The sequence below is a fragment of the Neolewinella maritima genome, from assembly GCF_923081025.1.
Taxonomy (GTDB): domain Bacteria; phylum Bacteroidota; class Bacteroidia; order Chitinophagales; family Saprospiraceae; genus Neolewinella; species Neolewinella maritima.
In genome coordinates, this window is the sequence record NZ_CAKLPZ010000001.1 from 1,423,016 (window position 1) to 1,449,059 (window position 26,044).

General features: G+C 57.7%; 24 protein-coding genes. 14 read left to right on the plus strand and 10 right to left on the minus strand.

All coding sequences use genetic code 11. The features are described from left to right. Nucleotides 1-27 precede the first annotated feature (27 nt). Nucleotides 28-441, minus strand: a complete 414-nt coding sequence (locus MJQ68_RS05875) for an OsmC family protein (RefSeq protein ID WP_238750096.1) — start codon at nucleotides 439-441, stop codon at nucleotides 28-30. Nucleotides 442-511: 70 nt separating this feature from the next. On the opposite strand from MJQ68_RS05875, the gene MJQ68_RS05880 reads away from it, so the two are divergent. Next, on the plus strand, nucleotides 512-1,195 hold the full coding sequence (locus MJQ68_RS05880) for an SDR family NAD(P)-dependent oxidoreductase (RefSeq protein WP_238750097.1): 684 nt from the start codon (nucleotides 512-514) through the stop codon (nucleotides 1,193-1,195). Between the two features lie 8 nt (nucleotides 1,196-1,203). On the opposite strand, the gene MJQ68_RS05885 is transcribed toward MJQ68_RS05880, so the two are convergent. The 8 genes from MJQ68_RS05885 to MJQ68_RS05920 form a co-directional block, all read right to left on the minus strand. Beyond that, nucleotides 1,204-2,085 (minus strand): Brp/Blh family beta-carotene 15,15'-dioxygenase, encoded by an 882-nt coding sequence (locus MJQ68_RS05885; RefSeq protein ID WP_238750098.1) that lies wholly within the window; start codon nucleotides 2,083-2,085, stop codon nucleotides 1,204-1,206. Between the two features lie 90 nt (nucleotides 2,086-2,175). Continuing rightward, entirely contained in the window at nucleotides 2,176-3,462 is a 1,287-nt protein-coding gene (locus MJQ68_RS05890; protein WP_238750099.1) for a TRAP transporter large permease, read from the minus strand. Then, the gene (locus tag MJQ68_RS05895; protein ID WP_238750100.1) at nucleotides 3,462-3,893 is read right to left on the minus strand and encodes a TRAP transporter small permease; all 432 of its coding nucleotides are present in this window, start codon (nucleotides 3,891-3,893) and stop codon (nucleotides 3,462-3,464) included. The genes MJQ68_RS05890 and MJQ68_RS05895 overlap by 1 nt, the downstream gene beginning before the upstream one ends. Continuing rightward, complete coding sequence (locus MJQ68_RS05900; RefSeq protein WP_238750101.1) at nucleotides 3,883-4,863, minus strand: TRAP transporter substrate-binding protein; 981 nt, start codon at nucleotides 4,861-4,863, stop codon at nucleotides 3,883-3,885. The genes MJQ68_RS05895 and MJQ68_RS05900 overlap by 11 nt, the downstream gene beginning before the upstream one ends. After that, a complete protein-coding gene (locus MJQ68_RS05905; protein ID WP_238750102.1) occupies nucleotides 4,860-5,528 on the minus strand; it encodes a bifunctional 4-hydroxy-2-oxoglutarate aldolase/2-dehydro-3-deoxy-phosphogluconate aldolase in 669 nt (222 codons plus the stop codon). The genes MJQ68_RS05900 and MJQ68_RS05905 overlap by 4 nt, the downstream gene beginning before the upstream one ends. Before the next feature lie 42 nt (nucleotides 5,529-5,570). Next, the gene (locus MJQ68_RS05910; protein ID WP_238750103.1) at nucleotides 5,571-6,605 is read right to left on the minus strand and encodes a sugar kinase; all 1,035 of its coding nucleotides are present in this window, start codon (nucleotides 6,603-6,605) and stop codon (nucleotides 5,571-5,573) included. After that, nucleotides 6,602-8,020 (minus strand): glucuronate isomerase, encoded by a 1,419-nt coding sequence (gene uxaC, locus MJQ68_RS05915; protein WP_238750104.1) that lies wholly within the window; start codon nucleotides 8,018-8,020, stop codon nucleotides 6,602-6,604. Before uxaC ends, MJQ68_RS05910 begins: the two co-directional genes overlap by 4 nt. Before the next feature lie 26 nt (nucleotides 8,021-8,046). Beyond that, nucleotides 8,047-9,681: a cryptochrome/deoxyribodipyrimidine photo-lyase family protein gene (locus MJQ68_RS05920; RefSeq protein WP_238750105.1), complete on the minus strand. Its 1,635-nt coding sequence runs from the start codon at nucleotides 9,679-9,681 to the stop codon at nucleotides 8,047-8,049. A 127-nt stretch (nucleotides 9,682-9,808) separates the two neighbouring features. Between MJQ68_RS05920 and MJQ68_RS05925 the strand changes: the two genes are divergently transcribed. The 13 genes from MJQ68_RS05925 (at nucleotide 9,809) to MJQ68_RS05985 (ending at nucleotide 23,491) form a co-directional block, all read left to right on the plus strand. Continuing rightward, nucleotides 9,809-10,372, plus strand: a complete 564-nt coding sequence (locus MJQ68_RS05925) for a GNAT family N-acetyltransferase (RefSeq protein ID WP_238750106.1) — start codon at nucleotides 9,809-9,811, stop codon at nucleotides 10,370-10,372. Nucleotides 10,373-10,428: 56 nt separating this feature from the next. Beyond that, nucleotides 10,429-10,650: a hypothetical protein gene (locus MJQ68_RS05930; RefSeq protein ID WP_238750107.1), complete on the plus strand. Its 222-nt coding sequence runs from the start codon at nucleotides 10,429-10,431 to the stop codon at nucleotides 10,648-10,650. Beyond that, nucleotides 10,650-11,048 (plus strand): RNA-binding S4 domain-containing protein, encoded by a 399-nt coding sequence (locus MJQ68_RS05935; protein ID WP_238750108.1) that lies wholly within the window; start codon nucleotides 10,650-10,652, stop codon nucleotides 11,046-11,048. The genes MJQ68_RS05930 and MJQ68_RS05935 overlap by 1 nt, the downstream gene beginning before the upstream one ends. A 200-nt stretch (nucleotides 11,049-11,248) precedes the next feature. After that, nucleotides 11,249-12,289, plus strand: coding sequence for an NAD(P)H-dependent glycerol-3-phosphate dehydrogenase (locus MJQ68_RS05940; protein WP_238750109.1), 1,041 nt, complete (start codon nucleotides 11,249-11,251; stop codon nucleotides 12,287-12,289). Between the two features lie 9 nt (nucleotides 12,290-12,298). Next, on the plus strand, nucleotides 12,299-14,782 hold the full coding sequence (locus tag MJQ68_RS05945; RefSeq protein ID WP_238750110.1) for a YfhO family protein: 2,484 nt from the start codon (nucleotides 12,299-12,301) through the stop codon (nucleotides 14,780-14,782). Further along, nucleotides 14,779-15,567, plus strand: coding sequence for a hypothetical protein (locus tag MJQ68_RS05950; protein WP_238750111.1), 789 nt, complete (start codon nucleotides 14,779-14,781; stop codon nucleotides 15,565-15,567). The genes MJQ68_RS05945 and MJQ68_RS05950 overlap by 4 nt, the downstream gene beginning before the upstream one ends. Before the next feature lie 63 nt (nucleotides 15,568-15,630). Continuing rightward, a complete protein-coding gene (locus MJQ68_RS05955) occupies nucleotides 15,631-18,027 on the plus strand; it encodes a 3-hydroxyacyl-CoA dehydrogenase/enoyl-CoA hydratase family protein (RefSeq protein ID WP_238750112.1) in 2,397 nt (798 codons plus the stop codon). 18 nt (nucleotides 18,028-18,045) lie between these two features. Beyond that, on the plus strand, nucleotides 18,046-19,218 hold the full coding sequence (locus MJQ68_RS05960) for a thiolase family protein (RefSeq protein ID WP_238750113.1): 1,173 nt from the start codon (nucleotides 18,046-18,048) through the stop codon (nucleotides 19,216-19,218). Between the two features lie 40 nt (nucleotides 19,219-19,258). Further along, a complete protein-coding gene (locus MJQ68_RS05965) occupies nucleotides 19,259-19,570 on the plus strand; it encodes a hypothetical protein (RefSeq protein ID WP_238750114.1) in 312 nt (103 codons plus the stop codon). Nucleotides 19,571-19,595: 25 nt separating this feature from the next. Further along, nucleotides 19,596-20,246, plus strand: coding sequence for a MarC family NAAT transporter (locus MJQ68_RS05970; protein WP_238750115.1), 651 nt, complete (start codon nucleotides 19,596-19,598; stop codon nucleotides 20,244-20,246). A 35-nt stretch (nucleotides 20,247-20,281) separates the two neighbouring features. Continuing rightward, nucleotides 20,282-20,638, plus strand: coding sequence for a CoA-binding protein (locus MJQ68_RS05975; protein ID WP_238750116.1), 357 nt, complete (start codon nucleotides 20,282-20,284; stop codon nucleotides 20,636-20,638). 78 nt (nucleotides 20,639-20,716) lie between these two features. After that, nucleotides 20,717-22,993, plus strand: a complete 2,277-nt coding sequence (glgX, locus tag MJQ68_RS05980; protein ID WP_238750117.1) for a glycogen debranching protein GlgX — start codon at nucleotides 20,717-20,719, stop codon at nucleotides 22,991-22,993. 9 nt (nucleotides 22,994-23,002) lie between these two features. Then, on the plus strand, nucleotides 23,003-23,491 hold the full coding sequence (locus MJQ68_RS05985; protein ID WP_238750118.1) for a phosphoribosyltransferase family protein: 489 nt from the start codon (nucleotides 23,003-23,005) through the stop codon (nucleotides 23,489-23,491). 16 nt (nucleotides 23,492-23,507) lie between these two features. On the opposite strand, the gene MJQ68_RS05990 is transcribed toward MJQ68_RS05985, so the two are convergent. Then, nucleotides 23,508-25,931 (minus strand): TonB-dependent receptor family protein, encoded by a 2,424-nt coding sequence (locus MJQ68_RS05990; RefSeq protein WP_238750119.1) that lies wholly within the window; start codon nucleotides 25,929-25,931, stop codon nucleotides 23,508-23,510. Between the last annotated feature and the right edge of the window lie 113 nt (nucleotides 25,932-26,044).

The window sequence follows — 26,044 nt, forward strand, 5'->3', positions numbered from 1 at the left end:
GATGGGGGGCTCATGGTAGATCAGGACTTACGCGTTGAGCGTGTACTCGAGGGTGATGTCCGCATTGAGGGCGCGACTCACCGGACAGTTCTCCTTGGCGCCGTTGACGATCTTGTCGAAGGCATCCTTTTCGATATTCTTCACCTTCGCCTTAAGGTTGAGGTGACTCTCCTTGATGGTCTTGTCCTGAAAATCGATGGCGCAATCGGTATCGAGTGCGGTAGCTTCGTAGCCGGCCTCGCCGAGAGCGTGACTTACCGCCATGGTGAAGCAGCCGGCGTGGGCCGCGGCGATCAGCTCTTCGGGGTTCGTTCCCTTGCCGTCCTCGAAGCGGCTCTTGAAGGAATAATTGGTTTTGTCCAGGACGCTACTCTTGGTGGTCAGGTTACCCTTGCCATCCTCAAGTGAGCCGGTCCAGTGTGCAGATGCAGTACGTTTCATTTAGCTTGGTTTTTTCTTTTGCTTACTGGATCGCCGGTGCTTTTGTTCGCACCTGTCTACCTTTCCCCCCATGAAGACAGCTATCGTAACGGGAGCCAACCGCGGCCTGGGTAATGAAGTAGTACGGCAACTCGCTGCCGCTGGCATGCGCGTCATTCTTACCAGCCGGTCCGGCGATGGGGCAAGTGCTGTGCAGGGTATACAGGGTGCGGTGCTATATCACCAACTCGACGTCACGGATGTAAGCAGTATTCATGAGCTGATAGCCTATGTAGCCGCCGAGATCGGCACCGTCGATGTGCTAGTTAACAATGCGGGAATCCACTACGACACCTATCAGAATACCCTTACCGCTGACTTCGCCATCGTAGAGGAGGCCTGGCAGGTCAACACGCTGGGACCGTGGCGACTAACCAAAGCCCTCTATCCCCACCTGCGTAAGGGTGGAGGGGGAAGGGTAGTTAATGTTTCCAGTGCTAGCGGTTCCTTTGTGGATTCCTGGGCGGGTACTCCAGCCTACGCCGTTTCTAAGGCTGCGCTAAACATGCTTACCGTCAAGATGTCACATGATCTAGCCGATGCTAATATTTTGGTCAATGCAGTATGTCCGGGCTGGGTCCGTACCCGGATGGGCGGGGAAGACGCCACGCGTAGCGTAGAAGAGGGTGCGAAGAGTATTGTATGGGCGGCGCTGCTAGACAATGACGGACCCACGGGCGGCTTCTATCGCGACGGCGAGCCGATGCCCTGGTAGCGGAATAGCTAGCGATATACCCGGTCTACCAGGAAGGCGTGGGGGAGGGTAATTAGCGACACGAGCATAAATACTATCCCCAGGTCTATTCCTTCTACTGTGCCCTGCGCCAGCCAACCATAGACTGCACCCAGGCTGATCAGTGCACCCAAACTCAGGGGAAGTAGCTGTCGGCCATACGCCCATACGTCTGCCGATAGCCTATGCCGGTGTAGATAGCCCCACTGCTCGACCGCCGCAGGCAGGGAGTGCCACAGTAGAAAAAATACAGCAAAGCCAAGTAGTAGATCGGTCGACATGAATACAACAGTCAGGAGGATGACGTCAAGCAATCGACGTAGCGTGGCGCGGCGATTGGTCCGGTCAGCGTGCAGATCGAGTAGGGGAAGCAGCAGATTAGCAGCCACCAGCGCGCCGCATAGTACGATGGTTAGTGTACCATCGGGTGGCAGAGAACTTCCTACCATCCGTTCAATGATCGGCCGTGCTTCCGGCCAGTGAAGTAGTACGGGAAAGGAGAGGACGAAGAGTCCCCAGGCCATGCGGGAGGCTAGACTGCCTATTCCGTAGGATTGCCCGAAATGGTACACGCTGACTCCCAGAAAGAGCAGCAGGGCCAGCAGGGGGAGTAGCAGCCACAGTCCGCCGTACAACAGCATCAATACGAGGTAAAAGGCAAAGAACTTCCACCGCTGCACCCGCCACGACTGCCCCGGATACCGGGCCTGGAAGATGAGGTGATCCGCTGCTCCATGCGGAATACCCAGTACGATAAGCAACACTGCTACCGAGCTCGCCGACAGATCAGTACGCGCTGCGCTGTACTGCAACACAATGAGCAGGAGCAGACTGCACCCGCGGATGATCCAGGAAAGCGTATTGCCGCTCATCGTGCAAATGGAGTTAGAACTACTTAATCCTGCTACGGGATAGTAAGTTCAGCCCAGTTGCTTCGATCGTAAAACAAACACCTTGCTTGCCTAGAAACCAAACTGAGCGGGAAGCCACGTACTCAGGCCGGGGACCAGGGTGACGATCAGTAGGGCCAGTAACATGGCAACGAAGAAGGGGAGGAGGGGGCGTACCACCTTGCGGATGGTCGTGCCCGCCACACCGACCCCAATGAAGAGAATGGAGCCCACCGGCGGAGTACACAGACCGATACACAGGTTGAGAATCATGATGATGCCGAAGTGCACCGGGTCAATACCGATCTGAACGGCAACGGGTAGAAAGATCGGTGTAAAGATCAGTACCGCCGGCGTCATGTCCATGAACACCCCTACGAAGAGCAGGATCAGGTTGATGATGATCATGATGACCACCGGATTATCGCTGGTTGCGAGCAAGAAGGAGGTGATATCCTGCGGGATGTTTTCGAAGGCCATGATCCAGGACATCGAAATGGATGTAGCGATCAGGATCATCACTATGCTGGTCGTACCTACCGCGTTGAGAAATACACGGGGTAGCTGGGTTAGCGTGACCTCACCGTAGAAATAAGATAGCAGCAAACAGTACAGGACGGCAGCAGCGGATGCCTCCGTAGCCGTAAAGATTCCAACGACGATACCTCCGATGACGATGAACAGCAGCGCCAGACTGGGTAGCGCTTGTACGAACGAACGGCCCACCTCTCGGATAGAGAAACTACCACTAGTGGTATAGCCCTTGCGCTTGGCGATGATAGCCGCTACGGCCATCAGCAGGAAGCCAACCAGTAGGCCCGGTACATAGCCCGCCAAAAAGAGGGCAGCAATCGATACACCGCCACTGGCCAGACTATAGACGATTAGGATGTTACTGGGCGGTATGATCAATCCAGTAGTCGAGGAGGTGATGTTTACCGCAGCGGAGAATTCCTTGCTGTACCCTTCCTTTTCCATCGCCTTGCCCACCGTGCCACCCACCGCCGATGCGGCCGCGGCCGCCGAGCCCGCAATGGCGCCAAAAAGCATCGCGGCGATTATGTTGACGTGGGCCAGTCCGCCGGGAAGACTGCCCACCAGCGAGCGGGCGAACGCAATGAGCCGCCGGGCAATGCCCCCGCGGTTCATGATCTCACCAGCCAGGATAAAAAAGGGTATGGCCAGGAGTCCGAAGCTGTCGAGACCCGTGGCGGTCTGTTGCGCTACGGTTGTCAGTGCCGGTAGTGCTGGAATACTGACCAGCATGGTTATGGTAGCACTGATGCCGATGCACCAGGCAATGGGCATACCCAGACCGATCAGGACGACGAAGGAAAGTACGAGAATAGCGACTTCCATTAGCGGGGAGTAATTAGGTCGGGGAGGCGGTAAAAAATAATGAGCAGACCACTCAGGGGTACGACGGCGTACACTACCGACATGGGGAGGCCCAGAGCTGGAGAAGTCTGCCCAAGCGCAGCAGTAAGTAATACCAGGCGGGTGCCACCCACTACGAGTACCGCAAGGGCGAACAGGATAATCAGGGCGGCAATCAAGCGGACCGGCTTATTCGCTAGCAGATCGATGGAAAGGTGCATCCGCTGTCCACTGGCGTAGGCCGCCCCCAGGATCCCAATCCAGATAAGCAGGAAACGGGCGAGCTCTTCGGACCAGCTAGCCTGGTCAGCCATCACATAGCGCGTGAAAACCCCCCAGAGGACATCCAGCGTCATTACGGCAAGCATAACGACAAGGACTCCACCGAGGAGTCGATCTACCTTAGTTTTCACGTGCTGCCATAGTTTGTATCTGTTGAATCAGGGGATAGATCACCGGATCATCCCGGTAGCTTTCCAGAATGGCAGCGGTCTGCTCCATGAAGGGTGCCTTGTCCGGGCGGATGATCTCCACGCCATTAGCGATAACGGCCTCCAGTGCTTCCTGCTCGGCTTCTTGCCACAGTTTGCGCTGAAAGACGACGGCCTCATCTGCAGCCTCCTGAACCCAGGTCTGCTCCTGGGCGCTCAGGCGCTGCCAGGCTTCGGTACCGATGATGAGTATATCCGGGGTGGCAGTATGCTCATCCAGCGTATAGTACTTGCACACTTCGTAGTGACGGCTGGTGTAGAAGCTCGGTGGATTGTTCTCCGCCCCATCGACGACACCCTGCTGCAGGGCCGTGTAGAGCTCGCCGTATGAAATAGGCGTAGGGGAGCCGCCCAGCGCTTTAACCATCGTGATGGCGGTATTGCTAAGTTGCACACGGATTTTCTGCCCCTCCAGATCGGTCGGTGTACGTACGGGCCGGTCCTTGGTGTAAAACGAACGCTGGCCGGCATCGAAGTAGGCCAGTCCGCGCAGTCTGAACTGTTCACTCTCCGTAAGCAGCTCACGGCCGAGGGGGCTATCCTGAAACTTGTATACGTGCTCGCGGCCCGTAAATAGGTAGGGCAGGGACAGCACCGCCGTAGCGGGAGCAAAGTTTTCCAGTACGGCCGCCGATACTTTGGTCATCGCCATGCTACCAATCTGCACCAGTTCCAGACACTGTCGTTCGCTACCCAGCTGCTGATTGGGGTAAATAGACAGGGTGACTGTGCCACCGGACTTCTCCGCCAGCGCCTCGGCCATAAATTCCATGCCGAGGTGTACCGGATGACCGGTGTCCAGACCGTGCCCCAGGTGAAGTACGGTTCCTGCGTTCTTGTCCGCGCAGCCCAGAACAGTCAGTAGGAGGAGTATAGCGACGCCCAATCTCACGAGCGCAGGGTTTTGGCCGTAGCTAGCGCGTTGCGCACGTTTTCGGTGAGTCCGTCCATATCCCGATCCTTGAACACCGAGCTTCCGATCAGTTGAGATCCCAAACCAACGCAGACCGCACCGGCTTTGAACCAGCCCGTAAGATTGTCCAGCTCGGTGGTGACCCCGCCGGTGGGCATGATGCTGGTCCAGGGCTGCGGCCCGCGGATCGCCTTGATAAACTCCGGTCCGTACACGCTTCCGGGAAAGAGCTTTACAATTTCGCAGCCCAGCTCCTCCGCGCGGCCGATCTCAGACAGTGTAGCACAGCCAGGCAGGTAGGGCACCTTGCGGCGGTTGCACGTCAACGCTACATCCTCCCGTAAGGAGGCAGAAACGATGAAGTCGGCCCCCAACTGCATGAACAGGGCGGCCGTTGCGGCATCGTTAATCGAGCCTACGCCGAGCACCATTTCGGGCAGCTCCTGGCGGACGTACAGGCTAAGCTCCCGGAACGTCTCGTGCGCAAAGTCGCCACGATTAGTAAATTCCATGATATGACCGCCCGCGGCGTGGCAGGCGGACAGAATTTGTTTGCCCAGGTCGGCGTCGGCGTGGTAGAACAGTGGCATGATGCCCTGCGCGTGGATCGTTGTGAGTGTTTCGAGGCGGGTGTGAAGGGACAAGTAGAGCGTATTTAAGTGATGAGCGTAATAGGGTAATCTAGCCTAGCGGCTGACGCGGCCGCTGCCGTCACCATCGACCAGTTTGAGCACTTCGTCTACGGTGACCAGGTTAGCATCTCCGTAAATAGTGTGCTTCAGGCAGGAAGCTCCTACAGCGAAGTCCAGGGCACGCTGCTTGTCGTCTTTGTAGGTGAGCAGACCGTAGATGAGTGCTGACATGAAGCTATCGCCACCCCCGACCCGGTCCACGATATCCGTGATCTGGTAGGTCTCCGTTTCGAATAGTGTCTCCCCGTCGTAGAGCACACCCGCCCAGCTGTTGTGGCTGGCACTGATCGAACCCCGTAGGGTAGTAATGGTCATCTTGCAGCGGGGGAAGCGCTTCATCAGTTCCTTCAGTACAGGAAGGTACTTGGTACCGTCCACCGCTCCACCAGCCGTTACGTCTACCTCTTCGGGGTGTAGGCCAAAGTGCTTTTCAGCATCTTCTTCGTTGCCCAGAATGACATCGCAACCCTCTACGAGGGCGGGCATAACTTCCTGTGGGTCTTTGCCGTAGTTCCAGAGCTTCTTGCGGTAGTTGAGGTCGGTGGATACGGGCACCCCTAACCGGTTGGCGGCCTGTATGGCTTCCAGACAGGCATCGGCCGCACCCTGGCTTAGAGCGGGGGTGATGCCGGTCCAGTGAAACCAGTCGGCATCCTTGAATACTTCGTCCCAGTCTACCATACCTTTTTCGATGGTAGCCATTCCGGAGTACGCACGGTCGTATACAACCTTACTGCCCCGCTGCACGGCACCCATCTCCAGGAAGTAGATCCCCAGGCGCTCGCCACCCCGGATGATGTGCTGGGTCTGCACGTTGCGCTTACGCAGTTCCATGAGCGCACAGTTGCCGATGTCGTTGTCGGGCAGCCGGGTTACGAAGTGGGCGTCCAGGCCAAAATTGGCCAGCGCTACGGCTACGTTGCTTTCGCCGCCGCCATAGATGACATCGAACTGCTGTGCCTGGGAAAAACGTAGGTGACCGGGGGGAGTAAGGCGGAGCATAATCTCTCCGAAGGTGACGACTTTCATTTAGGAAAATTGAAGTAGTTGAGTGCGTTGGTATAGCAAATATCTTGGATCATCTTGCCGATGAAGGGCCGGTCGTCCGGCAGCATTCCGCGCCCGATGTCGTTACCGATCATGTTGCATAGCAGCCGGCGGAAGTATTCGTGACGGGGGAAGGATAGGAAAGACCGGCTATCGGTGAGCATGCCCACGAAGCGACTCAGTAGGCCCATATTGGACAGCACATTGAGCTGGTCTTCCATACCATCTAGCTGGTCCAGGAACCACCAGGCGGCCCCGTACTGCATCTTACCCGCTACGCTGCCGTCGTTGAAGTTGGCAACCATGGTAGCCAGCACGGCATTGTCGGCCGGATTGAGGTTGTAGACGATCGTCTTGGCGAGCTGGTCGGTGGTGTCCAGGGTGTTGAGCAGACGCTGTAGTCCAGGAGCCTGACGGTAATCTCCAATACTATCCACACCTGCGTCCGCGCCCAGGGTGTCGAGGATGCGGCTGTTGTTATTGCGCATCGCGCCGAGGTGGAACTGCTGTACCCAGCCCCGTTGGTGGTAGGCCTTGCCCAGTTCGATGAGCACGGCGGTCTGGAACACCTGCGCTTCGTGGGGGGTGACGTTCTTCCCGCTACGCCGTCGGGCAAACACCTGCGTCAGCTCACCTTCCGTGTAGTCCACGTCGTACAGCCGGGTCAGTCCGTGATCGGCTACCCGCCCGTCTAGCGCATGGAAGTAGTCGATACGCTGGATCAAGACCTCCAGCAGATCGGTATAACTATCGATATCCCGATCCGCCACGTCGGCCAGTCGGTCAATGTAATCGTTGTAGCCCGCTCCGTCGATCGCCAGCGCCTTATCGGGGCGAAAGCCCGGATAAACCCGTATTCCGTACCCCTCTTCACGCAGCGCACGGTGGTGCTCCAGGCTGTCGGTGGGATCGTCCGTAGTGCAAACGATGCGCACATCCATCTGCTCCAATAGTCCACGAACCCTGAATTTAGGTTCATGCAACCGATTGCCAACGTGGTCGTAAATAGTGTCGGCGTTGTCCGGACCCAGCAGATCGCTGATCCCAAAATACCGGTCCAGCTCCAGGTGCGACCAGTGGTACAGGGGGTTGCGCATGGTGTAGGGTAGGGTAGCAGCCCAGTTGGCGTGCTTCTGCCGGTCGGTAGCCGAGCCCGTGATACCGGATTCCGGAATACCGTTAGCGCGCATCGCCCGCCACTTGTAGTGATCGCCCCGCAGCCAGACGTCCGTCAGGCTGGTAAACTGATGGTTCGTAGCGATCTGCTCAGGAGAAAGGTGGCAGTGGTAGTCCATAATGGGCATACCTGCAGCGTAGTCATGGTACAGCTCACGGGCCGCCGCGGATTCCAACAGAAAATCAGGGGCAACCAGCGGATTCGTAGTGGGAGTAGTCATCTGGACGGCAATATAGGCATCCGCTACTAGCTTCTGCGTGCCGCCGGACGTTTTCTTGGTCCCTTGCGACTACCGTGTTTTGCAAACACCCGCTGATTAATCTCCTCGCCGCCCGGACGGTACTTTAGATCGTTGAGTAGTTTTTTGTAGGCTACGGCCCGTGATTTTCGCTCTACCCGCACGGGGGGGTAGCTGCCCAATCCCCGCTCGGGATCGCGCTGTACGATCTCCTTCACGGTAAACTCCCGAAGTTCAGGCACCCAGCGATGTACGAACGTACCTTCCTTATCGTGGTCCAGGAGTTGCTTTTCCGGACTATAGGTCCGTAGCGTATTGATCCCCACCATACCCGCTTGCATCTGCAGTTGCGAGAGGTGGATACCGGGTTCGTAGTCCGTGTACAGGCGCGCCATTCCCTTATCGATACTGCGAAAGTCCAGGTGCAACAGGTGCGTGGCGGCGCTCGTGATCATCGCCCGCATCCGGAAGTTCATAAAGCCAGTGGTAGCCATACAGCGCATGCAGGCATCTACCATCGGCCAGCCCGTACGCCCACTGAGCCAGGCAGTAAGGTGCTCCGGCTTGTTTTCTAACTTTAACTCCCAAAAGTTTGGATTCAGTGGACGGTCCTCCATTTCCACTTCGGTCTCCAACCGCTGAGTAAAATGATCGTGCCAGTGCAGCCGGCTCAAAAAGCTACGCAGGTTGCGCGCCATGGCCTTACTCCAGGGGTCACCCGCAGCCTTCAACTCCTCGACCCGTTTACTCACGCGTTGATATACCGTTCGCACGCTGATCGTACCCCAGGCGAAGTGGACACTCAGCCTACTACAGTTATAAAATGCGGAGTTGGGAGAACTCATTCCCTTGCTGTAGTTGATCCCGCGCGCTTCCAGGAAGGTATGTAGCGTCAGTGCAGCGGCATCTTCGTTTACTGGTTGGATATATGACTGTTGTTCCTCATTCAGTGTTTTCTTAAAATGCATCATTTTCATTGGTCCTTCGGCCAGGACACCGAGCCACTCGGGTTTATGCATCCACTTGTCCGGAGTCAGCGTTGCGGTCGGGGGCGGGGCCGCCGGTGCAGGGGGACTACTATTGTCAGGAGAACGAACGGAATCTATACCCTGAAGCTGCACGATAGTACGGTACACATCGGGTACCCGTAGTCGGTCGATTCCCGGGGGTACCGCCAGCAGATCCGCCCGCGTAAAGGCTTCCCAAGCCTTGTGGCGTTCATTCCGATCCACCTTGCCGCGAAAGACCGCAAACTGCTGGTACTCGGTCCACTCCACCCCATGTGTCTGGCACCAGCTAGCCACCGCCCGATCCCGGCTGTAGGTACGGGCACCCCCGGTCTCCATATGACTCACCAGATGAGTAATTGGACGCAGCCGATGGAGCTGGTCCAGATAGTCCACCACTTCAGCGTGTGCGAACGCTAGGGTACCGCCTGCCGACGTGATGTTCTTATGCAAGCCGTTGAAGGCGTCACACTGGGCGTGTACGTGAAAGGCACTGGTTTCCGGCGCATCTAGCGCGGAAGGCTCAAGAATGAAGACCGGCATGACACTGCTGTGGTCGCGCAGCGCCGCGGTGAGGGCAGGGTTATCGTAGAGTCGGAAGTCGCGCTTGAGCCAGTAGATGCAGTTAGTAGCCATACTATTCAGACCGAACAGAGGAATAAAGGTTCGATACTGTGCGATCGTGCAAGGTGGCCGCAACTAGCGAGTAGCTTGACAGCATTTTAAGGTCACCCCCTACGTTAATTCCCCACACCTTTGCACCATGCTACCCGAGCAGCTCATTACCGATCGCTTACTCCTCAGTCCACCCGCACTGGCGGACGCATCGGCCATCATCGCGCTGGCTAACGATCCCCTGATCGCGGAAATGACCCTGGCGATCCCCTCGCCGTACGGGGAAGCGGACGCCGTACAATTTCTACACCTGGTAAATACAGCCAGGAAGACGGAGACAGGCTTCATTTACGCCATCCGCTCCCCGGAACAGCGGTCCTTTATGGGGGCGGTGGGGCTGCATTTGCATAAAAAGTACGGCCACGCTGAAATAGGCTATTGGATTGGCGCACCCCATCGCGGACAGGGATACGTGGCGGAGGCCGTAGGCGCGGTGATCGACGCCGGCTTCGGGTACACGGAGCTGCAACGCATCCATGCCATTCACCGCATTGATAATGCTGCATCCGGGGGAGTATTGCTGCACAACCGCATGACGCTGGAGGCTACACTGGACGACTACATGGTCAAAAACGGTATACCGCAGACCGTGCGGTCCTACCGCATTCTACGGCCTGAATGGGAAGCACGACGTACGCAGAAAGCGAATTAAAAAATTTATTCAAACAATTTGTATATATTTTATCCTTCCTGTACCTTGCGCCCATTATGACGATCAAACTACTGAGCTGCGATGCGATCCGTCCGGACCGTCGCGCCATTTCCCGCACCATCGAGGACATTGCTGACGATGTGGACAGCAACCTGGCCGCTGAGTTCACTGACATTCTGCTAGCGGGTTCTCCCGTCGATATCGAAGTCTCCTTCAACGAGAGTTCCGCCTACCGGGCGCTGCGTAAGCTTGACATCGATTACGAGCTGGTCGAGTAATGGACAAGGTCCGAATAGATAAATGGCTCTGGGCCGTGCGCATCTTCAAGAGCCGCACGCTAGCCACCGATGTGGTTAAGAAAGGCAAGGTCCGGCTCAACGGAGACCCCGTCAAACCGAGCAGTAACGTCACGGTCGGTGACCGGCTTACGGTGGTCAAGGAAGGCTTCAACCTGGACCTCGAGGTCGTCAAGCTGCTCAACAAAAGGGTGGGCGCTCCCCTTGCCATAACGGCCTACCTCAATCATACTACGGACGATGAGATGAACAAGTACAAGGACTGGTTCGTCGGAAAATCCAAGGGAGAACACCGGGAGAAAGGACTCGGCCGACCCACAAAGCGGGAGCGCCGCGATCTGGAGGGATTCAAGGAAGATGTTTTTGGTGACGAAGGGTAGGGGTGGGGTAGTGCTTTAGTTCCGCGGTTACCTGGTTCGGTGAGAAGTGCTGGATAGCTCGGCATACTTAGAGGTGGTTGGGTGCTGTTGATGCAGTCTTGCATTGCCTATCGCAGCTATCAACATAGGACTACCAGGTCACCGTACTACCATACTACAGAACTATCCCACTACCTTAGCCCATTCAATCCCATCCACTCTTGGCAAGCGCAGAACCCGTAGGTGTAATCGGAGCGGGCACGTTCGGCACCGCCATGGCCAATCTACTGGCATACAACACGGACGTACTCATGTACAGCCGCAGTGCGGAGCTTACCGAACGCCTCAACCGCGAACGCTTTCGCTTCGGCGTACCGCTGCACGAGCGGGTCACGGTAGTAAATGATTTTAGCCTCATCGCCGAGCGCTGCCAACTGCTCTTTCCCATTGTGCCGTCCAACAATTTCCGGGAGATGATGCGTAGCATCACCGACCACCTGCGGCCAAGTCACCTGCTAATCCACGGTACTAAGGGCTTGGATATTACCGGTATGGACGAGCTGGATATCCCCAAGAAGGGCATAGAGCGCAGGAATGTGCACACCATGACGGACGTCATCCGCCAGGAGAGCGTGGTGGTGCGCGTAGGTGCGTTGACCGGTCCGAATCTGGCGCGTGAACTGCTCGACGGACAGCCGTCCGCTTCGGTTATCGCCAGCAAGTTCGACGAGGTGATCGACCGGGCCAAGCTGGTCCTTAAATCCAGCCAGCTGCACGTATTCGGTACCCACGATATGCTGGGTGCTGAGCTGGCCGGGGTGCTCAAGAACGTGATCGCATTAGGCTCTGGCATCCTCAAGGGAGTCGGGCTGGGCAAGAATATTCAGGCCATGCTCGTTACCCGCGGACTGGTGGAAATGGTGCACTTCGGTCAGGCGCTGGGCAGTGATAAGCGCGCCTTCTTCGGTACGGCCGGCATCGGGGATTTGATCGCTACGGCGACCTCTAAGAAAAGCCGTAACTATATGTTTGGCTACCGCATCGGCTCCGGTGAAAGCCTGGCAGAGGTGACCGCCACCAGCCAGGAATTAGCCGAGGGGGTACGTACCCTGATGATCACCCGCCACCTGGCACGGAGCATGCGACTGCGGGTGCCCATCACCGAGATGCTCTACCAGATCGTTTTCGAGCAGTACCCGGTAACCGAAGCCATGAACTACCTGATCACCTACCCGTACGACGTTGACGTTGATTTCCTCTAAGCTTACCGTATGAACCTGAAGTCCCTACTCCCACACCTATTAGCGCTGGGCCTGTTCCTGGTCACGGTCATCGTCGTGTTTCTACCACAGTTTCAGGGTAAAAGTCTCCAACAGGGCGACATCGTACAGTACCGTGGCGCTAGCAGCGAGCTCCGCAACTACGCCGACCGCACGGGCGAGCGGACCAACTGGACCAACGGCATGTTTGGCGGTATGCCTACCTACCAAATATCTACGGTCGCCGATGGTAACGTCCTGACCGTAGCCAAACGAGCGTTTTTCGGCTTTCTGACCGGGCCGGCCGGCTACGTATTCAGCGGCATGCTTTGCTTTTACCTGATGATGTGCTTTGTGGGCGTGAACCCCTGGCTCGCCATAGCCGGTGCGGTCACGGTAGGGCTGGCCACGAATAATATCGTGCTTTATGGGGCCGGTCACGTCAGTAAATTAGGCGTCATCACCTTCCTGCCCCTGGTAGCTGCCGGCGTACTCCTTGCCTTCCGGCAGCGGTACCTGGTGGGCGGTGCGGTATTCGCCCTAGGCATGGGACTGGCTATCCTGACCAACCACCCCCAAATGCTGTACTACTTCGGCCTCACCCTGCCCCTGCTCGGTATCGCGGAATTTGTGCGGCATCTCCGGCAGAAGACCCTGCCCGTATTCGCCAAGGCGATGGGCGCACTACTGGTGGGACTCGGACTGGCACTCGGTGCGGGAGCCAGTAATCTGCTGACCACCACGGAATACCTGCCACAATCCATCCGGGGTGGGGCAGTACTGACCGGCGCGGCCGCCGGAGAGATATCCGACGAAAGTGCCAAATCCGGCGGTCTGGACTGGGACTACGCCATGCAGTGGAGTAACGGCTTCAAGGATCTCCTGGCCACCTACGCCCCCCTGGCCGCCGGCGGGGGAAGTGGACAGCAGGTAAGCAAGCAGACCGACTTTGGACAGGCGATGAGCCGTGCCGGTTTCCGCGTGCTGGCCACCATCCCCGCGCCCCTGTACCACGGTAGTCTGCCCTTTACGGAGGGGCCCATTTACCTCGGTGCCGTGATCTTCGCGCTCTTCGTATTCGGATTGTTTACCGCATCTACGCCCACCCGGGTCTGGCTCGGGGGAGGTACACTAATCGTTATCATTCTGAGCCTGGGCAAGAACGCCGAGTTCATCAACCGTCCGCTCTTCGACCTGCTGCCGCTGCTCGATAACTTTCGCACGCCCAACTCCGCCCTGAGTATTGCTACCTTTTTGATGGGCGCGTTGGGTCTATTGGGTATCAACCGTTGGCTTACGCTACGGGCCGTCGATCCGTTGCGCGCCGGCAAGCAACTGCGGCAGGCGGGACTCACCAGTGCCGCACTGGGCATTCTGGTCGTACTACTAGGCTTTGCCCTCGACTTCAACAGTCCACAGGACCTCGCTCAACTAGGTCGCTTTACTGGTGGGCAGATCGATGCGGCCGTGCTAGTCAGCCCGCTGGTAGCTACCCGCATGGACGTTTACACCAGCGATGCGCTACGTAGCCTGCTCTTCGTCGGTCTGGTGTATGCAGTACTGTACTTTTGGTGGAAGGGATCGCTATCCATCTTGCCCGCCGCGGCACTTCTTGCGGTACTCGGACTGGCAGACTTCGTAGGCGTCAACGGCCGCTACCTCACGCACGATGATTTTAAGCCCAATCGAGTAGTCAATAACGTGGTGCAGGCAAGTCCCGCCGATCAACAGATCCTGCAGGATCCCGACCCTAACTATCGGGTGCTAAACCTATCCCGGGCCCTCGACCAGGACGCCCTGACCAGCTACTTCCACAAGAGTATCGGCGGCTACTCGGCCGTCAAATTGCGCCGCTACCAGGACCTGATCGATGGCTACCTAAGCAAACGTGATCCCGGAGTGATCAATATGCTGAATACCAAGTACTTCCTGATCCCGGGTGAAGACGGCACCTTAACCGCTCAGGCCAACCCACAGGCCTTCGGTAATGCCTGGCTGGTAGATGAAATCACGCTGGTGGATGGACCGGATGCGGAGTTTGCCGCCCTGGGTACTACTGCCGACTTAAAGCGCACCGCCATTATTGGACCGGACTTCGCACCTGCGGTCTCCGCCCTCGATCCCAGTGGACAAGGTAGCGTGGAACTGACCGCGTATGAGCCCAACGACCTGAGCTACCGCTTCAGTTCGCCGTCTGAGCAGCTGGTGGTATTCTCAGAGATTTGGTACGGACCGGACCTGGGCTGGGAAGCGACCATAGATGGCGAGCCCGCCGAGCTACTGCGGGCCAACTACGCACTCCGTGCCCTGCGTGTGCCGGCGGGCGAGCACACCATTCGTATGACCTTTGCACCACGCAGCTATGCCCTGGGGCGCACCATTTCGCTCATTTGCAGCGTTCTGATTCTACTGGGCGTCGTCGCCGCTATCGTGTACCCACTGCTCCGTAACAGGGGAGGGGCCGCAGGTGCCACGCCCCTCAACGCTACTGCATGATCCTGACCCGTACCCTCCCTTACTTACTTGCTTGTGTACTGCTGATCGGCGGCTTGCTAGGCTGCGATGATGAGGACTTTGTCCCATCGTCCATGGATGAGCTGGAAACGTACTATCCGCTGGAGCTTAACCGCCCCGCATTCTATACCGTAGACAGTATTGTACTGCGGGGCGTCGTGGGGGGGACCCGGTACGACAGTAGCCGGAGCGAGGCGCGCGAGACGCTGGTGGAGTCGTTCGTTGCCGCGGACGGTCAGACCGTTTATCGCGGGGAACGCTGGGTGCGGAGAAACGATACCCAGGCTTTTCGCTTTGAGCGCACCTTCACGGTCAGTCGCACACCGCGTACCGTGGAGCGCAGCGAGGATAATCTGACGTTTACCAAGCTCACCCTGCCGCTTCGCGAGGGCAGCAGCTGGGATGGTAACGCGGCCTTCGACGAGCGGCGCTCGGTGAGTGTGGGGGGTGAGTTTCTGGATGTGTATTTCGGTTGGGACTACCGCTATTCTGCACTTGGTGATACTGCTACACTGGCCTCCGGTTTGCAGGTGGATAGCGTACTCACCGTCACCCAGGCCGAGGTGCTGGACAACCAGATCGACCTGCGGCGCGCTTACGAACGCTACGCCGCCGGTCTGGGATTGATCGAACGCTTCGTCGATGCTCGCCATACGCAGTGCCGCGTGTGCTGTAACCAGAATACCGCGACCTGCGTAGATCTCTCGTGGGATGAGAAGGCGGAAAAGGGCTACATTATCCACGAAAAGCTGGTACGGCGGGAGTAAGCATTGCGTGATCTCCGGCTTTTGGTTACCTTGGCCAGCGAATTTTCGCTAAACGATCATGATATGACTGCTACCTCCCGCCACATTCGCCGCGTTGCCGTTCTGGGCTCCGGGGTGATGGGCTCCGGCATTGCCTGCCACTTCGCTAACGTTGGACTGGACGTCCTCATGCTGGACATCCTCCCCCGGGATATGGACGCTACGGAGACTAAGCCAGCCGTGCGCAACTCGGTCGCTACCAAAGCACTGACTACCGCCATCAAGTCTAAGCCCGCGCCGCTGTACAGTAAGGACTTCGCGCAGCGCATCACGGTAGGCAACTTCACCGACGATATGGAGAAGCTCGGTGACTATGACTGGATCATCGAGGTAGTAGTGGAACGGCTCGACATCAAGCAAAAAGTGCTGAGTCAGGTAGACCGTGTGCGGCGAAAGGGAAGTCTGATCACCACCAATACCTCCGGTATACCGATCCGGATGATCCAGGAGGGGATGAGTGAGGACTTCCGGCAGCACTTTTGCGGTACGCACTTCTTCAACCCGGCACGCTACCTGCGCCTGTTTGAGATTATTCCGGGACCCGACACGAAGAAGGAAGTAATCGACTTCTTTATGCGCTACGGCGATCTGTACCTCGGCAAGACCACCGTACTGGCCAAGGATACTCCGGCCTTCATTGGCAACCGGATCGGTGTGTACAGTATGGCTAAAATCTATAGCCTGACGGACGAGTTGGATCTGTCTATCGACACCGTGGATCGTCTGACCGGACCTACCCTCGGGCGGCCCAAGACCGGAACCTTCCGTCTGGGAGATCTGGTCGGCCACGATACGGCCGCTCACGTCATGACCGGCATTCGGGAGAACGCTCCGGGCGATGAGGCAGCTGCCGTAATGGAAATTCCGTCGTACTACCAGTTCCTGATCGACAAGAACTTCCTGGGTAATAAGTCCGGTCAGGGCTTCTACAAAAAGGTACTCGACGAGGAGGGCAATCGCCAGATCCTCGGACTGAACCTGAAAACACTGGAGTACGAGCCCAGCCAGCGGAGTGACCTGAAGAGCCTGAAGACGGCCAAACAGGTCGACGATCCTAAGCGCCGGGTGCAGACCCTATTCAACGAAGAGGATGCCGGGGGGCAGCTAGTCCGCCGGAGTCTGGCCGGACTCTTCGCCTACTCCGCTAACCGGATTCCCGAGATCAGCGATAACATCTACAGCATCGATGATGCGATGCGGGCCGGCTATGCCTGGAAGATGGGGCCGTTCGAGTACTGGGACGCGGTCGGTCTCTCCGCTGGCATCGAAGCCGCCGAAGCTGATGGCAACACCATCGCCCAGTGGGTGAAGGACATGCAGTCTGCCGGTCACGCAACGTTCTACAAGCGCGAAGACGGTAAGCTGAAGTACTACGACATCGAGTCCAAGTCCTATAAGGTCAAGCCGGGAACGGAGCAGTTCGTCATCCTGGATAACCTGCGGGACAACAAGCCCGTGTACCAGAATAGTGAGGTGACGCTGCACGACATCGGCGACGGCATTGCCTGTCTCGAATTCACCAGCGCCTACAACAGCATTGGCGAAGGGGTACTGCGGGGCTACGAAGAGGCCATTAGCAAACTTGAAGAAGAAGGCTGGCGTGGCATGGTGCTCGGTAACAACGCCGAGAACTTCAGCGTGGGCGCTAATCTGATGATGATCGCCCAGCTTGCCTACCAGCAGGAATTCGAGGAGCTCAATATGGCCGTCAACCTGTTCCAGCAGAGCGTGATGCGGCTGCGGTACTCCGCCATTCCCGTCATTGCCGCTACCCAGGGCTATGTATTTGGTGGAGGCTGCGAAAGCCTGATGCACTGCGACGGTGCCGCGGTAGCCGCGGAGAGCTACATCGGACTCGTAGAAGCAGGCATCGGATTGATCCCAGCCGGTGCAGGCACGAAAGAATTTGCCGTGCGGGCCAGTGACAGCTTCTTCGAGGGAGATGTAATGATCCCTACGCTGATCGAGCGCTTTAAGGCGATCGCGATGGCGGGCGTATCTACCAGTGCGCATGAGGCATACGATTACGGCTACCTGATCGAGGGCCGCGACAAGGTGGTGGTCAATAAGGATCGTAACATCGCCGAAGCCAAGCGCATGGCCCTAGACCTAGCTGACGATGGCTACACCATGCCCCGCCGCCGGCAGGACGTGACCGTACTCGGTCGCGGTGGACTGGCCGCCCTCTATGCGGCAGCTAACGAGCTCAAGCGTGGACACTACGCCAGCGCGCACGACATCAAGATCGCGCATAAAGTGGCCTGGGTGCTGTGTGGGGGAGACCTTACGGGTACGCAGAAAGTGAGCGAGCAGTACCTGCTGGACATCGAGCGGGAGGCGTTCCTCAGCCTCTGCGGAGAGCAGAAGACACTGGAACGTATCCAGCACATGCTGCAGACCAACAAGCCCCTGCGCAATTAATCAAAAGCTAAGCATATCATGAAAGAAGCATATATAGTCAGCGGACTCCGGTCGGCCGTAGGTAAAGCCGGTCGCGGCGGATTCAAGAATTTTCGTTCGGACGATCTCGCCGTACGCGTTATCAAGGCCATGTTCGACGCCCAGCCCGATATCGATCCGGCGATCGTAGACGATGTTCTAGTAGGCTGTGCCAATCCCGAAGGGGAGCAGGGCCTGCAGGTAGGTCGCCAGATCAGCCTGCGCGCACTCGGTAAGTCCGTACCCGGTGTGACGGTCAACCGCTACTGCGCCAGCGGACTCGAGACCATCTCCATGGCGGTAGCCAAGGTGAAGGCAGGAATGGGGGAGTGCTACGTAGCCGGCGGTGCCGAGAGCATGAGCAACATCCCCATGACGGGCTATAAACTAGCCCCTAGCTATGAGGTAGCCAGCACGACTCCCGACTACGTAGTAGGTATGGGCATCACGGCCGAGGCAGTAGCTAAGAAGTATAACGTCACCCGCGAAGAGGCCGATGCCTTTGCCGTGCGAAGCCATGAACGCGCCGCCGCAGCCATCGATGCCGGACGCTTCGAGGATGAGATCGTACCCGTAGAGGTAGAGGAAGTATTCGTAAAGGACGGGAAGCGTCAGACCAGTACGCATACCGTAGCCGTAGATGAAGGACTACGTCGGGGCACTAGCATGGAAGGTCTCGGTCGACTGCGTCCGGTCTTTCAGACCAACGGCGTAGTGACGGCCGGTAACTCCAGCCAGACCAGTGATGGAGTGGCCTTCGTCATTGTGATGAGTGGAGAGATGGTCAAGCAACTAGGTCTCGAGCCCGTAGCGCGTCTGGTCAGCTGCGCGGTAGGCGGTGTCGATCCGCTGTACATGGGTATCGGTCCCTGCGTAGCTATCCCTAAGGCATTAAAGCAGGCCGGACTACAGTTGAGTGATATCCAGCTGGTAGAACTCAACGAAGCATTTGCTACTCAGTCGCTGGCCGTGATCAAGGAGGTCGGGCTCGACGACAGCATCGTAAACGTCAACGGCGGGGCGATTGCACTGGGCCATCCCCTGGGTTGTACGGGCGCCAAACTGTCTATCCAACTGCTCAACGAGATGAAGCGTCGCGATCTCAAGTACGGTATGGTCACGGCCTGCGTAGGCGGCGGTCAGGGTATTGCGGGCATCTATGAACGCCTGTAGTATCTTAGGAAACAGTCGAATCGTCTAAAGATGGAGCACAGTGGGTGAAGGTATTGAGGCACTTAAGGAGCAGTTGCGCGCCCAGGCGAACCAAACCTTCCCCACCGTGGCCCGTCGCGATGGCTATCCTATCGTGATGAACCACTGCTTCCTGCGCGTGGTGTATGACAATTTATTTCAGCGAAAGTGGCAGGAGGTACTCGACCCCAAAAAGCCCGCCATCCACCAACTGAGCGAAACGCAATTGCGCCGAGCGATCGAGTTGGGCAATGAAGTTGTCGCAGATCGTAGCGCTTGCGAAATGATGAACATGCGTAGCCTGGAGTGGCGGGGGAAGTCCCCCAGAACTTAGCCCCTGCACCGGCGTTACCCGCCGTATGCTTAGTCTCTTCTTTGCCACGCTGGGTTCCTTATTCTCGGTCGTCAACCCCCTGGGTGCGGTACCCATGTACCTTACGCTGACGAACGATTATACCCCCCACGAGCGCGCCGCTACGGCCCGCCGCACGGCGCTGTACTTCATGATGATCCTGGTGACTTTCTTCTTCGCCGGTACGGTGATCCTGAACTTCTTCGGAATCTCGCTTAATGCGCTGCGTATAGCGGGCGGACTCATCATCGTAAACAGCGGCTACGGCCTGCTGAACTCCAAATCCGAGCGCCGCCGTATGAGCAGCCGGATGGAGGAGGAAGCGCAGCAAAAAGACGACATCAGCTTCACGCCCATGGCCATGCCCATGCTCTCCGGTCCCGGTAGTATTTCGCTACTTATTGGTCTGTCGGCAGCGGATCTGGACTGGCAGAACAGTGTGCTGATCGTGGGGGTAGTCGCCGTGATGGCCCTGCTGATCTTCTTTACGCTCTACTTCGCCCCCGTGTTATTCCGATTGTTGGGGCGGGTGGGCTTATCGGCGCTGAGTCGCATTATGGGCTTCCTGGTCATGGCCATTGGTATACAGTTGCTGATCTACGGTCTGGTCAGCCTGATCGGTGACATCTGGCCGCAGGTAGAAATGATGCGGAAATAGCGTTCTTGTGTCGGTACGTTAAACCCCTGATCCACATGACTACCCTAATTCTCGGTGCTACTACGAACCCCACGCGCTATGCTTCCCTTGCCGCGGAGCGACTCGTATCGCGGGGACATCGAATCATTCCCGTAGGGATCAAGCAGGGCAAGGTACAGGGAGCGGAAATTTTGAATGGCCTGCCGGACGTACCCGAGGTAGATACCGTGACGCTTTACGTAGGCCCCGTCCACCAGCCACAGTATTACGACTGGCTGCTCCGCGTAGCACCCCGGCGGATCATTTTCAACCCCGGCACGGAGAATGCCGAGCTGATGAAATTGGCCCGGGAGAACGACATCGAGGTAGTTGCCGGCTGCACACTAGTGATGCTCGCCGGCGGGACATATTAACAAGCTTTACTGAACGGCATTCGATTTGCTTCGTTAGCATAGACCACCGGCCGCCAGCGCGCCGGGGAAAACGTAATTATGACGCAAGATCACCCCATCGCCCAACTACAAGAGAAAAAGTCCTACGGTAAGTTCAAGGATATTGAAGTATGGCCCGGCCGCCCCTATCCCCTCGGAGCGACCTGGTCGCCCGCCGGGGTGAACTTTGCGATCTTCAGCGAGCACGCTACCCAGATCGACTTGTGTTTGTACCGGCGCGAGAGCCCCAACGTAGAAGCCTACCGCATCCAACTCATGGAGCAGACCGATCAGGTCTGGCACTGTTTCATTCCACATTTAGAGACCGGCTGGCGCTACGGCTACCGGGCACACGGCGAATGGAATCCCCAGGTAGGAAACCTGTTCAACCCGAATAAGCTGCTGATCGATCCATACACAAAGGCTATTGACGGGACGATCGAGTGGAACCCCGCCGTCTTTCCGTACCCCATTCACGATAGCGATCCTAAGCGGTACCTGCAGATGGATACGTCCGATAGCGGTCCGTTTCTGACCAAGGGCGTGGTAATCGATACCACCTACGACTGGGAAGGAGATACCCTACTGGAAACCCCCATGCACGCTACGGTCATTTACGAGATGCACGTAAAGGGCTTGACGCAGCAGCACCCCGATGTACCCGAAGAGCTTCGCGGCACCTACGCGGGCCTGGCCCATCCGGTCATCATCGACTACCTGAAGGACCTCGGCGTCACGGCGGTAGAGCTGATGCCGGTACACCACTTCGTGCAGGACAGTCACCTGGTAGAAAAGGGGCTGCGCAACTACTGGGGCTATAACTCCCAGAGCTTTCTAGCCCCACACGCCGACTATGCGGCAGCGGGCAAGGCCGGTGAGCAGGTGAACGAATTCAAGGATATGGTAAAGGCCCTGCACAAGGCTGGTCTGGAGGTCATCCTGGATGTTGTGTACAACCATACCGCCGAGGGCAATCACTTTGGACCGATGATCGGCATGAAAGGCCTGGATAATCAGGCGTACTACCGACTGGTCGAGGACAATAAGGAGTTCTATATGGACTATACCGGTACGGGTAATACCGTTAACATGGTCCATATCCGTCCGCTTCAGTTAGTGATGGATAGCTTACGCTACTGGGTCACCGAGATGCACGTCGACGGCTTCCGCTTTGATCTGGCCAGTGCCCTGGCGCGCGGACTGTATGAAGTTGGCAAGCTGAGCACCTTCCTGGATACCATTCACCAGGACCCGATCATCAGTCAGGTCAAGTTGATCGCCGAACCCTGGGATGTAGGCCCTGGTGGCTATCAGGTCGGCGGCTTTCCCGTGCTGTGGAGCGAATGGAACGGCAAGTACCGCGATAGTGTACGCGAATTCTGGAAGGGAGACGCCAAGGGCGTTGCCGACCTCGCGTACCGACTCACCGGAAGCAGCGACCTGTACGAACTGAGCGGCCGGCGGCCGATGGCCAGCATCAACTTCGTTACGGCCCACGACGGGTTCACCCTCAAGGACCTATACAGCTACAACGAGAAGCACAACGAAGCGAATGGGGAAGAGAACCGCGACGGGGAGTCGCACAACCACAGCTGGAACTGCGGGGTAGAAGGACCTACCGATAATCCCGAGATCCAACAACTGCGCCTGCGGATGCAGCGAAACCAACTGGCAACCCTGTTCCTGAGTCAGGGCGTCCCGATGCTATCCATGGGCGATGAGTACGGTCGTACCCAGAACGGGAACAACAATGCCTACTGCCAGGATAACGAGATCAGCTGGTTCAACTGGGACTGGACCGACGAGCAGAAGGCCATGCATAACTTCACCCGTACCCTGATCGAACTGCGCCGGGATAACTTCGTATTCCACCGCCGCCGCTTCTTTAACGGCCGCAAAGTGGAAGAGAAGAGCCTGGGTGATATCCTGTGGCTCAACCCCACGGGCCACGAGATGACGGATGAAAACTGGTCCGACACCAATCAGCGCAGTCTCGGTATGATCCTCAACGGAGAGGGCATGGACGAGTACGACGAGCGAGGGAGGCGCATCAAGGATGATATTTTCCTAATGATCCTTAACGGTTACTGGGAAGGCGTCGAGTTCACCCTGCCGGGCGTTAAGGAATTCACCCGCTGGGAGTTGCTCCTAGACACGCACTCCAGTGAAGTGCCGGTAGAACAGCTGTACCTGGCCGATGAGAAGTTTCTCCTAGGCTCTCGCAGCATGTACCTCTTCCGTCTCAAGCTACGCAGTGCCAACCGCACGGCCGAAGGCAAGCGCAAGGTCACCATCGTAGACCAGGTCCGTAAATTGCTGCAAATGATTCAGGAATAAGCCCGGACTATGCAGTTACTGACCCACACGCAGATCAACGCCAAGGTGACCCGCCTGGCCATGGAGATCCTCGAGCATAATACGGAGGAAAGCGAGCTCTACATCCTCGGCATCAACCGCCGGGGTATGGAGCTCGCCCGCCGGCTGACCCAGGATCTGAGCCGACTATCCGATGCGCCATTTCATTTATGGAACGTGCGCATCGATCCCCGCGATCCCCTGGGGGGCGGTGCGGTGCTGGATCATGACGTCAAGGAACTGGACGGCAAACCCGTGCTCTTAGTAGACGACGTAGCCAATACGGGCCGTACGCTCTTCTACGCGCTGGCTCCTCTGCAGCAGGTGCTGCCCAAGAAGATCGAAGTAGCCGTACTGGTCGATCGCCGGCACAAAGCATGGCCCATCTACGTCACCTATAGTGGCATGGTCCTTTCTACTACCCTGGGAGATAATATCCTGGTGGAGTTCGGACAGGAGGATGTGGCAGTGCTGGAGTAGGAAGACCCGACCGAAGTTACAGGCGTACGCCCACCGTAAGGTAAAAGGAGCGGGGTGCGCTAGGTATGATGCCCGGTCCGGGGTAGCCGGTGGCGCGTCGGGTAAAGTAGGTTTCGTCAAAGAGGTTGTTGATGCCGCTTTCAATGGTCAGACGCCGCCAGCGGTAGCTGAGGCTGAGGTCCGCTACGCCGTAGGCTGGGATAGTACCTACAATGCCACTCTGGTTGTCTGCGCGGTCCTGGAGGGCATTACTGGCATCGGTATACTGACGGGTGAGGTAGCTGTACTGCAGGGATCCCAGCAAGTCTCCGTAGCCAAAGCGCAGTCCGGTCTTTACATTCAGACGGGGGATGAACTCGACCTCGTTACCTACCACGCCGGCCGTGGCCGAACTGGTGTACCGGGAGCTGGTCACGCTGGTGTTCGCAAAGGTGGTGAGGGTGTAGGGGACTTCCTGACCGGTAGCACCGGTGAGTACATTAAGTTCGACGAGGCTTTCCAGGCCGAAGAGCGTGGCGGCCCCGATGTTGCCCCGTAGCCGTACGATGCGGCCGGTTTCGACCGCTTCGCCGTCCGCATTCTGCCGTACTTCCGGTGTTAGTACTTCCCCCAATCGATTTCCGTAGCGGATCGTAAAGGCATTGGCGGAATAGGTCCAGCGTTCGGAGCGGCCGCGTAGTCCGATATCAGCCGTAAAGCCCCGTTCGTCACGGATATTAGGATCGACCTGAAAACTCGGATTCACGATGCGGATGTCACTGAAGGTGACCGAGCGATAGTTCTCGCTCACGTTGGCGAATAGCTCCAGGCGCTCGCTAGCTTGGTAGCCCAGGCCTACTCCCAGCAGCAGCAGGTTACGTTCGAACACTCGATCGTCAGAAAACCGCTCGTCGCGGATCGGATTGCCCGCCAGGTCGAAGTCGATCTGCCGGTAGCTACCATCTGAGGCCGTGCGGATATATTCGTAGCGGGCACCGGGCGTCACGCTGAGCCGGTCGGAGAGGTAGAAGATGTGCTCCCCGAATACGGCTACGTTGCGGTTCGGAAAACTGAATTGAGACTGATTGGGGTAGCTAGGGTAGCGGTCCGCGGCCAGACGGAAGTTCGCTTCTGCCTCCGCCGTGCCGGGCCCCTGCACGGCGGTATTCTCCGCCCGGTACACTTTCACGCCGATCAGGGCGATGGCGTCGCGGCTCGCCAGGCGGTAGCGGTGGAGCAGGCGGGCCTCCACGCCGTAATTCTGGAATGTACCCAGTAGCAGATCGCGCGGAGCCGTAGGGTCATCGATCTGGCTTACCCGGTTAGTCCGGAAGCCCACCGCGTCACGCGACGCATCCAGTCCGAAGGCCTGCAGACTGAAGGTGAGCCGATCGGTAAATTTGTGATCGACCCTTAAGCTGAACAGGTTCCAGTTCACCGCAAACCAGTTGCGCGCCCGGTTGCTGCTGTAGGGGGCACTATAGAACTGCGCGTCGGTGAGTCCCCCGGCCTGCTGTGCCAGGTAGTCCTGGTAGGTATACTCCAGACTGACCGTCGTATTGGGCGAGAACGCAGGTGCGAAGTCGAGGTGCAGGAAGGCGGTATGGGCGGAGAACCCGCTATTGGAGCGAAAGCCGTCCCCACGCTTGTAGTTATAGAAGCCGTAGTAACCGACTGGACCCAGCTGTCCGCTCAGGCTATTGAAGGACGTAAATAGCCCGTTCGAGCCGCCGGTCTGCCGGCTAATCAGCTCGATCTTTTTGGCCCGATTGGGCTCGCGGAGAATGAAATTGACCAGTCCGCCGAACTGGGTGCCGTACTGTAAACTAGCGGCACCGCGAATCACCTCCACCCGGGCCAGGGCCTCTGCCGGTGGGGTGTAGTAGCTCTCTGGATACCCCAGCACATCAGCGCTAATATCGTAGCCGTTCTGCCGGGTATTGAAGCTAGCCGAGCGATTGGGATCAAGGCCGCGGCCACCGACGTTAAGCTGTAATCCGGCATCATCGTTTTCGTAGATATTCAATCCGGACACTTCCCCGTAGATCTGTCGCGCCTGGTTCGTCGCCAGGTTTACGGTCAGTGCGTCGAGACTGACTACCTCCGTTTTCCGACCGGCATAGATGGCTGTCCCCTCGACAGCCCGGAGCCTGGTAAGGGCAGCCCTACGTTCGGCCTCAGCGGTTACCAGTACGGAACTCAACGTTTGACTGAGCGGGCGTAGAGTTATCCGCAGCGCGGTTGTGCCGCTGCTCAGTTGAAGTTGTCGGCTCGTGAAGCCAGTAGCGAAAACAGTAAGGGTCAGGGTGTCTATACCGGTCGGAAAATTAACCGCTGCGCTACCATCGGCCCCGGTCGATACGAGCGTTGTGGTTTCCGCTACGTAGAGTTCGGCTGCAGGAATACTAATCCCACCACTGTCCACTACAGTGACCAAGCTGATGGACTGGCTGAGAAGCAAGCAGGATGTAAGCAAGCAGGCCACCAGAAGTCCGAGCCGATTCACGCCAGGCCAGCACGATCGGTCCCCTATCCGAATGAATCTACGGATAGCGTAGACTCGGCGTGCAATGC

Coding starts and splice junctions, on each gene's coding strand:
- MJQ68_RS05875 (WP_238750096.1), bottom strand. CDS start 441: ATGAAACGTACTGCATCTGCACACTGGACCGGCTCACTTGAGGATGGC.
- MJQ68_RS05880 (WP_238750097.1), top strand. CDS start 512: ATGAAGACAGCTATCGTAACGGGAGCCAACCGCGGCCTGGGTAATGAA.
- MJQ68_RS05885 (WP_238750098.1), bottom strand. CDS start 2,085: ATGAGCGGCAATACGCTTTCCTGGATCATCCGCGGGTGCAGTCTGCTC.
- MJQ68_RS05890 (WP_238750099.1), bottom strand. CDS start 3,462: ATGGAAGTCGCTATTCTCGTACTTTCCTTCGTCGTCCTGATCGGTCTG.
- MJQ68_RS05910 (WP_238750103.1), bottom strand. CDS start 6,605: ATGAAAGTCGTCACCTTCGGAGAGATTATGCTCCGCCTTACTCCCCCC.
- uxaC (WP_238750104.1), bottom strand. CDS start 8,020: ATGACTACTCCCACTACGAATCCGCTGGTTGCCCCTGATTTTCTGTTG.
- MJQ68_RS05920 (WP_238750105.1), bottom strand. CDS start 9,681: ATGGCTACTAACTGCATCTACTGGCTCAAGCGCGACTTCCGACTCTAC.
- MJQ68_RS05925 (WP_238750106.1), top strand. CDS start 9,809: ATGCTACCCGAGCAGCTCATTACCGATCGCTTACTCCTCAGTCCACCC.
- MJQ68_RS05930 (WP_238750107.1), top strand. CDS start 10,429: ATGACGATCAAACTACTGAGCTGCGATGCGATCCGTCCGGACCGTCGC.
- MJQ68_RS05935 (WP_238750108.1), top strand. CDS start 10,650: ATGGACAAGGTCCGAATAGATAAATGGCTCTGGGCCGTGCGCATCTTC.
- MJQ68_RS05945 (WP_238750110.1), top strand. CDS start 12,299: ATGAACCTGAAGTCCCTACTCCCACACCTATTAGCGCTGGGCCTGTTC.
- MJQ68_RS05950 (WP_238750111.1), top strand. CDS start 14,779: ATGATCCTGACCCGTACCCTCCCTTACTTACTTGCTTGTGTACTGCTG.
- MJQ68_RS05955 (WP_238750112.1), top strand. CDS start 15,631: ATGACTGCTACCTCCCGCCACATTCGCCGCGTTGCCGTTCTGGGCTCC.
- MJQ68_RS05960 (WP_238750113.1), top strand. CDS start 18,046: ATGAAAGAAGCATATATAGTCAGCGGACTCCGGTCGGCCGTAGGTAAA.
- MJQ68_RS05970 (WP_238750115.1), top strand. CDS start 19,596: ATGCTTAGTCTCTTCTTTGCCACGCTGGGTTCCTTATTCTCGGTCGTC.
- MJQ68_RS05975 (WP_238750116.1), top strand. CDS start 20,282: ATGACTACCCTAATTCTCGGTGCTACTACGAACCCCACGCGCTATGCT.
- glgX (WP_238750117.1), top strand. CDS start 20,717: ATGACGCAAGATCACCCCATCGCCCAACTACAAGAGAAAAAGTCCTAC.
- MJQ68_RS05985 (WP_238750118.1), top strand. CDS start 23,003: ATGCAGTTACTGACCCACACGCAGATCAACGCCAAGGTGACCCGCCTG.